Here is a 13094-nt window from a genome sequence, read left to right as displayed (position 1 = left end):
AAGTGTTTGTTAACCATGAGTTCGCGGGAACGAGGCGGGATGCCCCTTTGGGGAATCGTTCTTGCGCTGTCGGCCTGTCTGGTGTCGGGGGGCACCGGACAGGCCGCAGACAGCCGTAGTTTCGTCACCTCGGACGGCACCCGGCTGCACTATCTGGAGGCGGGCCCTGCCGAGGCCCGGACCGTCCTGTTCGTGCCGGGCTGGACGATGCCGGCCTGGATCTTCGATCGTCAGATCGCCGCTCTTGAAGCCCGATTTCACGTATTGGCCCTCGACCCGCGTGGTCAGGGGCAGAGCGAGGTCGCGCCACATGGCTACGCCCATCTACGCCGGGGCCGCGATGTCGCCGAACTGATCGAACGGGCGGGATCTGGCCGGGTGGTGCTGGTCGGCTGGTCTCTGGGGGTGCTGGACAGTCTGGCGATGCTGGCCGCCGAAGGCGATGGCCGGCTCGCCGGCCTGGTACTGATCGATAACTCAATCGGCGAGGAACCGGCCCCGGCTGCACGGCCCGGTCGCCGGTCCGGTTTGGACGGGCATGATCCCGCCGCCCGGGCCGGCCGTCGCGCCGCCTTTGTCGCCGGTCTGTTCGCGCGCGATCCGGGAGCGGACTATCGTGCACGGCTGACGGCGGATGCGCTGCGCATGAGTCCGGAGCAGGAGCAGGCGTTGCTGAGCTACGACGTGCCGCGCCGCTTCTGGCGCGATGCCGTGCACAGTACGGACCGGCCGGTTCTCTATGTGGTGCGCCCCCGCTGGCGGGCCCAGGGCGAGACCCTGATCGGCAGCCATGCCGATGCGGAGATGACGGTGTTCGACCAGGCTGGCCACGCCCTGTTCGTCGATGAACCCGAGCGGTTCAACAGCCTGCTGACCGACTTCCTGGAACGCCGCGCCGCCTGGGAGCCGCAGGCATGAGTGACGTCGCCAGGGGCAGTCGGGCGGCCCTGATTCCGCTGTTCCTGATCGCCCTCGGGGTGGTCGGGTTCGAGAACGCCCTGACGCGCTATTTCGCCGTCGCGAAATGGTCGGAGTACGGCTACTGGATCATCTCCATCGTCATGGCCGGCTTCGCCCTCAGCGGCGTGGTCGTGGCCCTGTTCCGTGACGCGGTTCAGCGGCACGGCGTGCTGTTGCGGACCCTGTTGCCGGCGGCCATGGTGATCGCCGCCGCGGTCGGCTACCAGCTGATCACCGCCAATCCGTTCAACCCCCTGCAGCTGCAGAATCCGACGACCTGGCCCGACCAGCTGCGCAACATCGGCCTCTACTATCTGGCCCTGCTGCCGTTCTTCTTCCTCGCGGGCCTCTATATCGCGCTGATGTTCGTGATGAACGCGCGCGAGATCGGGCGGGTCTACGGCTATGATCTGATCGGGGCAGGGCTGGGGGCGGCCCTGGCGCTGGGCCTGATGTTCGTGGTCCATCCCTTCCTGCTGGCCCCGATCCTGCTGGTGCCGCTGGCGCTGGCGACCCTGTTCCAGCCCGGGCGGTTGAACTGGCTGGGGGCCGGTCTGGCCGGGGCGGCGCTGGTGGCAGGGGAGGCGATCCTGTTCCTCGGTCCCGCGCCGGTCATCTCGGAGTTCAAGGCCGTCTACGCGCCGCTGAACACCCCCGGGGCCCGCGTGGTGCACGAAAGCCGCCAGCCGCGCGGCCACTATCTTTTGCTCGAGAATTTCACCGAGCGGGTCGATGCCGATGTGTCGAACAATGCCGCGATGATGGGGGTGCCGGGTCCGCCGGTAACCTGGGGCCTGTATCGCGACGGCAACCGCATCGCCGCCCTGCCCAGGCCGGGACCACTGGATGCCGGCTATGCGCCCAGTGCCCTGAGCGCCGCCCCCTATCTGATGCGGCCCGACGCGGATGTGCTGGCGGTCGGCCTGTCCGGCGGCTACCGCGTCGCCGAGGCCCTGGCCCTGGGCGCGCGCCATGTCGACGGCGTCGAGAGTGAGCCGGTGCTGCATCAGGCCCTGATGCACGGTCTGGCCGGATCCCCGGCCCTGGCGCAGGATAGCCGCGTCCGTCTGCTGGACGGGGGTCCGATCGCCGCGGCCTGGCGGGCCGGCCCGGCTGTCTATGACGTCATCGACGTTTCGGCGGATTTCATCGACGCCGCCCCGGCCAATGTCACCGGCCTGACCGTTGAGGCGACGCGGGCCTATCTGGCGGCGCTGAAGCCGGGCGGCATGGTGTCGATCTCCGTGTCGATCCGCGATTTTCCGGTCTATTCGCTGCGGGTTCTGAGCACCGCTCGCGAGGCCTTGCTGGCGGCCGGAATCGCTGACCCGGCCAGTCATGTGATGGTCTACCGATCGGCGTGGAACGTGCGCATTCTCGTCTCGCCCACGCCGTGGTCCCATTCGGACATCATCGCCCTGAAGACCTTCTGCGACATCCGCTCGTTCGACGTGTCCTATGTGCCGGGTATCGATGTCGTGGCGGCGCGGGCCGGCCTGTTCAACGACCTGCCGTCGGTCTCCTTTGCCAGTGGCCGGATCACGTCCGACGGCCCCAATGACGCGATCGCCAATGAGGCGGGCGCGGTACTGGCGGGACGGTCACCGCCCTCGGCCGAGGCCTTTCACATCCGGCCCGCGACCCTCGACCGGCCGGCCTTTTACGCGTCCCTGAAGCTGGAGCAGCTCGGCACGGTCGTGCGCCGGCTGGAAGTCCTGCCGCAGGCCGAGATCGGCGGACTGGTGAATATCGCCGTCCTCGGCCAGGCCATCATCATCGCCCTGCTCGTGCTGCTGGCCCCGGCCCTGTTCCGTCGCCGGACGGGTGGCGTGAAAGAGCCCCGCCGGCTCTGGCCGGTCCTGTATTTCCCAGCCCTCGGTCTCGGCTTTCTGTTGATCGAGATCATGCTCATCGACCGGGCGGCCTTCTATCTGAACGACTATTCCTCGGCCTTTGGCCTGGTCCTGACGTCGATGCTGATCTTCTCGGGGCTGGGCAGCATGATCGCCGGGCGACTGGCGGGCATGCCCAAGATCGCCTCCCTGGTCGGCCTGATCGTGGTGGTTGCCTGGATCGCCGCAATGCTGGCCGGATCCGAAGACTTCGTGATGCGCACACTGGATCAGCCGTGGTGGCTGCGGGCCGGACTGGTGGTTCTGGCCGCAGCGCCGGTCTCGCTGGCGCTGGGTCTGCCGTTTCCGCTGGGTCTGATCCAGGTCGGCGACGGGCGCATGCTGCCCTGGGCCTGGGGTCTGAACGGGGCCTTTTCGGTCGTGGCCACGCCGATGGCCAATCTGATGAGCCGCGATATCGGATTCTCGTCGCTGCTGTGGGTGGCCGCAGCCCTCTATCTTCTGGCCTTTCTGGTCCTGCCTGCCGGTGGCCGGAAGGTCACCGGGGCGCGGAGTCCTCTGACGAAACCCAATCCGCCTTCTGCTCAGGAACAGACTGTATGACGCTGGATCGACGCACACTTCTCTCGGCTGCCGCTGGCCTGGCTTTGGCCCCCCTGGCCGGTTGCGACCGGGCAACGCTGGAGCGGATCCAGGCGCGAATGAATCCGACCGCGACCGGAGCCGGTGCCGCGCCGGCGGGTGCCCCGGGGCCAGCGTCCGCCCCGGTCACCGTGGCTCCGGTCGTTGAGGGAGCCGTGGCCAATGGGGTGCGCGGCCCGCTGAAACCCTGGACCTATGAAGTCTTCCGCGATGCCATGGCCGCCTCGGCCCGTCCGCAGAATCTGGGCGAGAGCCAGTTCGCCGAAATCCAGGCGCGCAAGCCCGCGGCCATGGCGCGTATCAAGGCCTATCTGGACGGCAAGTTCGGCACGGCCGATCCGGCGGTCATGGCGGCGTTCGAGAGCGTGCCGCGCGACTATTTCCACTACGCCTACGCCCAGTCGGCCTCGACCGCCTACAATGCCTACGAGAGCAATCCCAAGCCCTGGGCGATCGGTCACGGCAGCGTGCTCAGCGACTATCTGGGTCAGGCCTATATGACCCAGCTGGCGGCTCCGAAACCGACCGATGTGACGCTGGAAATCGGCACGGGGTCAGGTTTTCAGTCGTCGCTGCTGTCACGCATTGTGCGCGACGCCTACACGATCGAGATCATCGAACCGATCGGCCAGGCCGTGGGCAAGATCTTCGCCCCGCTGGGCTACGACAATGTCCATAGCCGGGTCGGCGACGGCTATTTCGGCTGGCCCGAGGTCGAGGGCGGCTTCGACACCATCATGCTCACCTGCGTGGCCCAGTACGCCCCTCCCGAACTGTTCCGCCAGCTCAAGCCGGGCGGCAAGCTGATCATCCCGATCGGACAGCCGTTCCGCCGCGGACAGGTGCTGTACGTCTACACCAAGGACGAGCAGGGCCGGGTCCATTCGCGCCGCGACGTCGGCGTCTTCTTCATCCCGATGACCGGGGCCATGCAGAACCGGCCGCAGCCCCAGGGCGGCTGACCGGGATCATTCAGGGCAGGAAGCGCGGCAGGATCAGGGCCAGCAGCGCTACCAGCAGCAGCACCCAGACCATCAGGGTGCCGGCCGTCACCCGCCAGCTTCGGGGAGCCAGGCCCTGGAACAGGAAGGTCAGGATGCCCGCGACATTGATGCAGATCAGGTTGGTGGCGAACAGGATCAGGGCCCCGAGGGCGAGCTGCCCGTGTCCGGATCCGAACAGCAGGCCGGCGGCCGCCAGTGGCGGCACAAGCGCAACCGCGATCATCACCCCGATCAGGGATGAGGACGAGCCGCGGCTGAAGGCGATCACCCCGGCTCCTCCACTGGCCAGGGCCAGCACCACGTCGGCCGGACTGACCCGGGTTCGGTTCAACAGCTCGGGGACGGTGGGATCGATGGCGATGAACCGGCCGATCAGGGCCATGAAGGCCAGACAGGCGATCGCGCCAAAGGCCAGGGCGAGGGTGGCGCGGCGGCCCAGTGCATGATCGCCGATGGTCGCCGCCATGGCCATGCCGATTGACGGTCCGAGGAAGGGGGCGATGACCATGGCCCCGATGACGATGGCGGTCTGGCCACTGCGCATGCCCAGACCGGCGATCAGGGCCGAGATCAGGACGGTGAACAGAAAGCTGTAGCGGATCCGCACCGTCTCCTCGACGTCGTCATACATCTCCTCGGTACTCAGCCGGTCGCGACTGAAGAAGGCTTCGAGCCGACTGGGCGGACGGTCGTTTCCGGAACGCGGATGCGCATTGGCGACCGTTTCGTAGAGGGGCGGAACGACGGCCTCGGTCGGCAGGATGATGGTGCAGAAGCCCGGGCGTTTACCCAGCTCCCGCTCAAGCGCATCGACCAGGCGCTCGACGTAGCGCGCCTGAACCACGCAGGCGAGGCTCTCCATTCCCCCCTCGGCCGGACGAACCCAGATCCGGCTGGCACAGTGCCGGGCCAGTTCCTGGGCGATCGAAATGTCCTCGTCGGGGACAAAGACGAGCAGCAGTCGCGTCGACATTGCGGGCTTTCCGATCCTTCAGCGAACACGGTCGAGATTCATATATGAGGGGCCGATCAAGGCGTCAGCGGATTTCTGGCCATGGCCGGAGACGGCAGGTCCAGACCGGCTGGGTCTGCGGCTATATCGGTCGGTGACGGATCACGAGATTGCGGATTTCCGTCATGTCCTCCATCGCAAACTTGACTCCCTCGCGACCCAGGCCGGAATCCTTGACCCCGCCGTAGGGCATGTTGTCGACGCGATAGCTGGGCACGTCGCCGATCAGCACGCCGCCGACCTCCAGCCGGTCCCAGGCGGCCATGGCCTTGTGGATGTCGCGGGTGAAGACGCCGGCCTGCAGGCCGAAGCGTGAGTCATTGACCTCGTCCAGCGCCGCCTCGAAGTCGGAGAAGGACGACAGGATGGCCACCGGGCCGAAGGCTTCCTCGTCGCGGACCTTCTGGCCGCGCGGCACCCCTTCCATCAGCGTCGCCTGCAGCATGGCCCCTTCGCGCCCGCCGCCGCAGAGCAGGGTCGCGCCCGCGGCCCTGGCCTCATTGATCCAGCCCTCCAATCTGGACGCCTCCTGCTCGTCGATCATGGGACCGATGAAGGTATCCTCGTTGCTCGGGTTTCCGGCCACCAGGGCGCGGGCTTTCGACACGAGGCGATCGCGCAGCGGCCCGTAGATGTCCGCGTGGATCAGGATGCGCTGGACCCCGATGCAGGACTGGCCCGACTGGTAGAAGGCCCCGAAGATGATGCGCTCGGCGGCGTCCTCCAGATCGCTGTCGCGGTCGACGATGACCGCGGCGTTGCCGCCCAGTTCCAGCACCACCTTCTTCTTGCCGGCCTTCGCCTTCAGGGCCCAGCCGACTTCGGGCGAGCCGGTGAAGGACAGCAGTTTCAGCCGGTCATCCGTGGTGAACAGGTCGGCACCGTCGCGGCTGGCCGGCAGGATGGAGAAGGCCCCTTCCGGCAGGTCGGTCTCGGCCAGGATCTCGCCGATGATGATGGCCCCCAGCGGGGTGCGCGAGGCGGGCTTCATCACAAACGGGCAGCCGACGGCGATGGCCGGGGCGATCTTGTGGGCGGCGAGATTGAGCGGGAAGTTGAACGGCGAGATGAAGGAGCAGGGGCCGATCGGTACCCGTTTCCACATGCCCTGATAGCCCTTGGCCCGGGCCGAGATGTCGAGGGGCTGGACCTCGCCGGTCATGCGCACCGACTCCTCGGCGGCGATGCGGAAGGTGTCGATCAGGCGGGTCACCTCGCCGCGCGAGTCACGGATCGGCTTGCCCGCCTCGATACACAGGGCCTCGGCCAGCTCGTCCGCGCGTTCCTGGAAGCGGCTCACGCAGTGGGCCAGAACCGCCTGACGCTCATAGGCCGCCATGGCCGCCATCGGTGCCGTGGCCCGCACCGCGGCGGCGATGGCCTGGTCGATCATGGCGTGGTCGGCCAGCGCCACCCGGGTGGCCGGCTTGCCGGTGAATTTGTCGGTGACGACCAGATCCTGGTTCGGCGTCATCGGCCGGTTGGCCAGGTAGAGCGGGTAGGATGACTTCAGCGCGGACATGGGCAGGGGTTCCGATTGGCGGCGGCCGGGCAGGGCCCATACGTCTCTATCACGCAGCAGCCGGAGTTCGGATCTCCCGGGTGTGTGATCGCGTTTGCGGATCAGCGGGCCGTGTAGCCCCCGTCGATGACGAGTTCGGAGCCGGTGACGAATTTGGCCTCGTCAGAGGCCAGGTAGACGGCTCCCCAGGCGATGTCGTCGGGCTCGCCGATGTGACCGAGCGGATGCAGGGCTGCGGTCGCCTGACGCGCGGCCTTGGGGTCGTCCATCCCTTCAAGGTGATGCTCGACCATCGGCGTCCAGATGAAGCCGGGATGGATCGAGTTCACCCGGATCCGGTCCGGCGCATAGATCAGGGCGTCGGTCTTGGTCATCAGCCGCACCGCCCCCTTGGAGGCGTGATAGGGCGGCACGTCCGCCCCGCCGATCAGGCCGTAGATCGACGACAGGTTGATGATACTGCCGCCGCCCGCCGACTTCAGGTGGGGAATGGCGTGTTTGGTGCAAAAGAAGACACCCTTGACGTTGATCGCCTGGACCCAGTCCCACTCGGCCTCGGTGATCTCATGGGTGGGCTTGTTGACGCCCGCCACACCGGCATTGTTGACGAGGATGTCGAGCCGCCCGAAATGGTCGGCGACCTCGGCGATGACCCGGGCGACCATCGGCTCGTCGGAGACGTCGCAGCGCCAGCCGCGGGCGCGATGACCGGCGGCGGTCAGTTCGGCCGCGACGCTGAGGGCGTCGGATTCCAGGACATCCAGGACCGCGACCGCAGCCCCTTCCTCGGCCATACGGATGGCGGTGGCGCGGCCGAGCCCGAGTGCGGCTCCGGTCACAACGGCGACCTTGTTCTTGAGACGGTCCATGGTGGGGTCCTCCGGATATTTGAGCCGTGAGGATGGGCCCGGCATGCCGGATGCGCATTGACCCGCATCAATCGGGGTCAGGGGGCGACGGGCGCGGTCCCGGTGACATCGCCCGGCAAAACTACCCTTTGAGCGAGGCGTCGGCCGGCGGCGGCATCTGCTGCACCAGTCGGGTGAGCAGGGCGATCTGCTCCTCCTGTCGACGCAGCATGGTCTCGATATCCCGGGTGCGCAGCTGGTCGAGCTTGTCGTGCAGGGCCATGATCTCGATCTCGGCCTTCAGGTTGACCTCATAGTCGTGGGCGGCGTCATGGCGATCCTTCACGCCCTGGCGGTTCTGACTCATCATGATCACCGGGGCCTGGATGGCGGCCAGCATCGACAGGATCAGGTTGAGGAAGATGAAGGGGTAGGGGTCGAAGGCGCTGCGCAGCAGCAGCAGGTTCAGCCCGACCCACAGCGCGAGGAAGGCCCCGAACCCCATGATGAAGGTCCAGGAGCCGCCGAACGCGGCGACCTGATCGGCCACCCTCTGACCGAAGGTGAGTTTGTCGTCGAAACTGAGATTGGTGTTGCGGGACACCGTCTCCCGCGAAGCGGCCCGTCGCAGGACCCGACGCTCACGCTCGCTGAGCGCCTCGGGGGCCTTGGCGAACCACCGGCGCGCGGCCTGGGTCAGGTCGATATGCTGCGGATCAGACATCTCAGGGCCTCCATCGCACCCGATGTTTCAATCGATGGGGTCAGACTAGTCTTCAATTTTCAGCGGCCGTAGCTTTTTCCCGGGAAGCCCTTGCCCGCCCGCGCCGCTCCGTCCGACCAGCAGGACGCAGCCCGGCGCGCCGTTAGGACTCTGACCAGCGTTTGGGGGTAAGGCTTCAGCGAATGGATCGGAGTGACTGGTCAATGATCGCGGCAGGCGGGTGGAGACGGACGTTGACGCCGGTCGCGCTGGCCGTCGTCGTGTTCGGACTCGTCGTCGCCATTACCCTCCTGACCCGGAAAATGGGCAGCTTTGTCGTGGTCTGGCCCGTCAATGCCCTTGTGCTGGCCGTCGCACTCACCAGTGCACGGGCCGAGAGGTCGTTGCTGCTGGGCAGCGCCTTTGTCGGCAACGCCCTGGCCGTCGCGGTCGTTGGCAATTCGCTGCCGATGGCGCTGCTGATGGCCCTCACCAATCTGGTTGAGGTCGGGATCATGTTGGCGATCCTCGGGCGAAGCAGCCCGCTGCGTCTGATGCGACGCTCGGGAATGCCCCGCTTCGGCGTGGCGGCCGTGGTCGCGTGCGTCGCGTCAGTGGCGACCGCCGAAGCCGGTCTGATGGCTGCCGGCTACCGTCCGACCGTCGCGGGGGCCAGCCTCTGGTTTGCGGCCAATCTGCTGGGGTTGCTCGTCTTCACCCCCCTCCTACTGACGGCGCTCAATCGCCGCCTTGCCGAACTGTTCGGTGCGAACCGGATCCAGACCGCGCTCGGTCTCGGTTTCCTGGTCATCGTGTCCACGGCGACCTTTCTGCAATCATCCCTTCCCCTGCTGTTCCTGCCCGCCGCTGCCTTGACGTTGGTCGCGATCCGGTCCGGGATCGCCGGCGCAGCGTTCGGGGCCCTGTTGGTCAGCATCATCGCGGTGGTGGCGACCGCTCACGATGTCGGGCCGCTGGTTCTGGTTGCGGGGGAGGCTGCGCGCCGGTTCATCGTCCTCCAGCTGTTTCTGGCCACGCTGACGGTGATCGCCCTGACGGTCGGCATGACCTTCGCCGAGCGTCGCAAGCTGATCGAACGTCTGACGCGGGCGCGGGTTGTGCGGCGCGCGAAGATTGCCCGCGAACGGCAGATGATCGATCACGCGCGGCTGGCGGAGCGGATGTCGCAGGTCGGCTACTGGACCCTGAACATCGAAACGGGTGCGGTCTTCTGGTCGCCGGAAGTCTACCGGATCCACGGCGTCGACCCCGCGTCGTTTCGCCCGGCGCTCGACAATGCCCTGGCCTTCTACGCGGACGGCGACCGGCAGCGCGTGGAGGCCCTGGTCAAGTCCGGCGTGGACAGCGATGCGGGGTGGGAATTCGACGCCGTGCTGATCCGACGGTCCGACGGTGCCCGCCGCGATGTGCGCTCGATGGCGGCCAGCGAGCGGAATGCGGATGGTCGGGTCATCGGCTATTTCGGCGTGTTCAAGGACCTGACCGAGGAACGGCAGGTGGTGGCGAAAGCCATCGAGCAGGAAAAACGGTTCCGCCTTCTGGCGGACAATGCCAGCGATGTCATCGCCGTCTACGATACGAAGGGCGTGTTCAGCTATGTGTCACCGTCGATCACGGAAATCCTAGGCTACACGCCAGAGGAGCTGATCGGGAAGACACCCTATTTCATCGTTCCCGAGGATCGCGAAAGCGTGGCGGCCCAGTTCGGGGCGGCCCTGGACTCCGACGCGCCGATCACGATCGAATACTGCGCCCTGGCCAAGGACGGATCGCGTCGCTGGCTGGAGGCGCGCCCGCGGTTCCAGCGCGATGACCAGGGCCGGATTGTCCAGGTAACCGACTCGGTCCGCGATGTGACCGAGCGGCGCGAACGCGAGGCGGCACTCGCCGAAGCCCGTGCCGAGGCCGAGGCGGCGACCCGGGCCAAGACCGAATTCCTGGCCAATATGAGTCACGAGATCCGGACGCCGCTCAACGGTGTTCTCGGCTTCGCCGATGTATTGGCCGACACACCACTGTCAAAGGATCAGACACGCTATGTCGATCGCATTCGCACGGCCGGCCGGGGGTTGGCCGTCCTGATCGATGACATTCTCGACTTCTCGAAGATCGAGGCGGGCAAGATGTCCGTGGACCGTCGGCCTTTCGATCTGCACGCGCTGGCCCTCGACGTGATCGATCTGACGCGAAGTGGAGTCGGGGATCGCCTGACCTTCGAGGTGGCCTTCGCCGCCGAGGTGTCGCCATGGATCCTGGGTGACCAACAGCGCACCCGCCAGGTCCTGCTGAACCTGCTCGGGAACGCCGCCAAATTTACCCAGGCCGGCTCGGTTCGACTGGTCGTTGTCCTGGCCGGGGACCGGGTGGAACTGCGTGTCATCGACACCGGGATCGGGATTTCGCCCGAGGCGCTGACCCGCCTGTTCCAGGCCTTCACCCAGGCGGATGCTTCGGTCGGTCGCCGATTCGGCGGCACGGGTCTGGGCCTCTCGATCAGTCATTCCCTGGCCCGGTTGATGGGCGGGGAGGTGCGGCTGGACAGTGTCCTCGGGGTCGGCACCACGGCGGTGCTCAGTTTGCCGTATGCGCTGGCCGCGGCCCCGACTGCGCCGGCGGTGGCTGACGGAGCGGCGATCGAGGATGCCGTTCGGAGCCTGAGGATCCTGGCGGTCGACGACGTCGAGGCCAATCTGGAACTGATCGACATCCTGCTGTCCCGGGAAGGGCACAGGATCAAGGGCGTTACCTCCGGAGGCGCGGCCCTGGCCCTGCTCGAGGCCGATCCGGCCTTTGATGTGATCCTGATGGATGTGCAGATGCCGGGCATGGACGGACTGGAAGTCACCCGGCGGATCCGGCGACTCGGCAACGGGACTGAAACCATCCCGATCGTGGCATTGACGGCCAATGTGATGGCGGAACAGGTCGCGGAGTGTCGGGCCGCCGGCATGGACGAACATCTGACCAAGCCGATCCGGACCGAGGAGTTGTTCGAGGTCATCGCCCGGGTCGGGACCCTGGCCGATCTACAGGACCCCGCTCAAGAAACCCCCGGCGACGCCGATCCCCTGGCGGCGCTGAAGGGGCGATATCGTTTCCGTATGTCGACGCTGGCGGCCGAGTTCGCGGGAATGAAGGCCCTCGATGAGCCGGATCGCACACGATCGATCGCCGCCCTGGCTCATTCCGTCGCCGGCACGTCGGGAAGTATGGGGTTTGATGCGGTCTCGAAAGCGGCCTTCACGCTGGAAGCGGCCGCCAATGAGTCCCTGGGCGCAACATCCGGACCCACGGACCTCGAACCGTTCATCGACGCCCTGATCGCGGCCGTGGCGTCATCCTGACGATTGGGCTACTGAACGGTGGTCGGTTGCCGTGGGGCAACCGCAGGACCCAAGAGCCATTTGTGCCCAAGCCCATCCCTGTCGAGAGCGGACCCGACCGGTCCCATGAAGCCCACACCGGCTTTGCGGGCCCGGGTGTGGCAGACATCGCGGGCCCAGCCGGCCAATCGACACTCGGCCGACCGCGGCGATTCATCCGTACCTCAGCCATCGACAAACGGGTGACCCTTGCCGTCTGACAGCGATCAGTCCCCATCGAGTCAGGGTGCGGCCGAGCCGTTGATTCTGGTCATCGACGATGATCCGATCATGCGGGAGGTGACACGGGTTCATCTTCGGAAGGCCGGATACGCCGTTGAGCTGGCCGCGAGTGGTGCCGAGGGCGTCGACAAGGCCGCGGCCCTCAACCCCGCGCTCGTGATCATGGATTTCGCCATGCCCGAGCTCTCGGGGTGTGATGCCCTCAGACAGATCCGGGGCCGTCCGATGATCGCCGGCGTTCCGGTCGTCATGCTGACAGCCTGGACTTCGGTGGAGGCGCGCGGAGAGGTCGAGGCGCTGGGGGCCGTCTGGGTTGAGAAGCCGGTGGCGGCGGATTTGCTGCTCAAGGCCGTGCGAAAACTGACCAGAGAACCGGCGCGACCGTCAGAAAGTGTGCACAAGCCGATGTCATCGGTCGCCGCTCCAATGGATATCCTGGTCATTGATGACGACGTCTTCATCCGCCAGCTTGTGGTCGGCATCCTGTCCGCCGAGGGCCATCATGTGACGGCGGTCCCGTCCGGTGCCGAGGGCCTGGCGCGGCTGGCCGAGCCCCCCCCGGCCCTGGTGCTGCTCGATCTCGGCCTGCCCGATATTTCCGGCCTTACGCTGTTGCCGCTGCTCCGGTCGGCCACGGGCTGGGAGGATGTGAAAATCCTGATGCTGACGGCCTCGAGCGATATCGACAACGTTGTCGCCGCCAAACAGGCCGGGGCTCTCGGCTATGTCTGCAAGCCCATTCAGACCGACGTGCTGGTGCAGATGGTTCGCGATGTGCTGGCGAGAGACGACCTGACCTGGCTGGACGATTACACCCGGTCGTGGACTCCCGGCTGACGACGGCGAACGCAAGGGACCGTTCATGGTTTGGGGTTAGGTGTGGGGTCGAACTTTCACACCATTCCGGTCGTGACCGCTTCCGGA

General features: G+C 66.8%; 9 protein-coding genes. 5 read left to right on the top strand and 4 right to left on the bottom strand.

The features are described from left to right. The first annotated feature begins 39 nt into the window (after positions 1-39). Genes AACZ75_RS04515 through AACZ75_RS04505 form a run of 3 tightly spaced genes read left to right on the top strand, consistent with a single transcriptional unit; the run spans position 40 to position 4417 of the window. Complete coding sequence (locus tag AACZ75_RS04515) at positions 40-918, top strand: alpha/beta hydrolase (RefSeq protein WP_339871515.1); 879 nt, start codon at positions 40-42, stop codon at positions 916-918. Beyond that, the gene (locus tag AACZ75_RS04510; protein WP_339871514.1) at positions 915-3416 is read left to right on the top strand and encodes a hypothetical protein; all 2502 of its coding nucleotides are present in this window, start codon (positions 915-917) and stop codon (positions 3414-3416) included. Before AACZ75_RS04515 ends, AACZ75_RS04510 begins: the two co-directional genes overlap by 4 nt. Beyond that, positions 3413-4417, top strand: a complete 1005-nt coding sequence (locus AACZ75_RS04505; RefSeq protein ID WP_339871513.1) for a protein-L-isoaspartate O-methyltransferase — start codon at positions 3413-3415, stop codon at positions 4415-4417. The genes AACZ75_RS04510 and AACZ75_RS04505 overlap by 4 nt, the downstream gene beginning before the upstream one ends. Positions 4418-4427: 10 nt before the next feature. Here the strand turns inward: AACZ75_RS04505 and AACZ75_RS04500 are convergent, their stop codons facing one another. From AACZ75_RS04500 to AACZ75_RS04485, 4 genes are all read right to left on the bottom strand, one after another. Next, on the bottom strand, positions 4428-5432 hold the full coding sequence (locus tag AACZ75_RS04500) for a TIGR00341 family protein (protein WP_339871512.1): 1005 nt from the start codon (positions 5430-5432) through the stop codon (positions 4428-4430). Positions 5433-5553: 121 nt separating this feature from the next. Beyond that, positions 5554-6993 carry an aldehyde dehydrogenase family protein gene (locus AACZ75_RS04495; protein WP_339871511.1) on the bottom strand — a complete coding sequence of 480 codons (1440 nt, stop codon included), beginning with the start codon at positions 6991-6993 and terminating at the stop codon, positions 5554-5556. A 101-nt stretch (positions 6994-7094) separates the two neighbouring features. Continuing rightward, the gene (locus AACZ75_RS04490) at positions 7095-7862 is read right to left on the bottom strand and encodes a glucose 1-dehydrogenase (RefSeq protein ID WP_339871510.1); all 768 of its coding nucleotides are present in this window, start codon (positions 7860-7862) and stop codon (positions 7095-7097) included. 121 nt (positions 7863-7983) lie between these two features. Continuing rightward, a complete protein-coding gene (locus tag AACZ75_RS04485; RefSeq protein ID WP_339871509.1) occupies positions 7984-8565 on the bottom strand; it encodes a DUF1003 domain-containing protein in 582 nt (193 codons plus the stop codon). A gap of 233 nt (positions 8566-8798) precedes the next feature. Here AACZ75_RS04485 and AACZ75_RS04480 point away from each other — a divergent pair, with 233 nt between their 5' ends. Together AACZ75_RS04480 and AACZ75_RS04475 are read left to right on the top strand one after the other, a co-directional pair. Beyond that, complete coding sequence (locus AACZ75_RS04480; RefSeq protein ID WP_339871508.1) at positions 8799-11909, top strand: PAS domain S-box protein; 3111 nt, start codon at positions 8799-8801, stop codon at positions 11907-11909. Positions 11910-12137: 228 nt separating this feature from the next. Next, positions 12138-13007 carry a response regulator gene (locus tag AACZ75_RS04475; protein WP_339871506.1) on the top strand — a complete coding sequence of 290 codons (870 nt, stop codon included), beginning with the start codon at positions 12138-12140 and terminating at the stop codon, positions 13005-13007. Positions 13008-13094 lie beyond the last annotated feature (87 nt).

Origin of the sequence: uncultured Brevundimonas sp. (assembly GCF_963975535.1) — a bacterium.
Taxonomy (GTDB): Bacteria; Pseudomonadota; Alphaproteobacteria; order Caulobacterales; family Caulobacteraceae; genus Brevundimonas.
The sequence above is the reverse complement of the archived record's forward strand: the minus strand, read 5'-3'. Positions and strand labels throughout refer to the sequence as shown.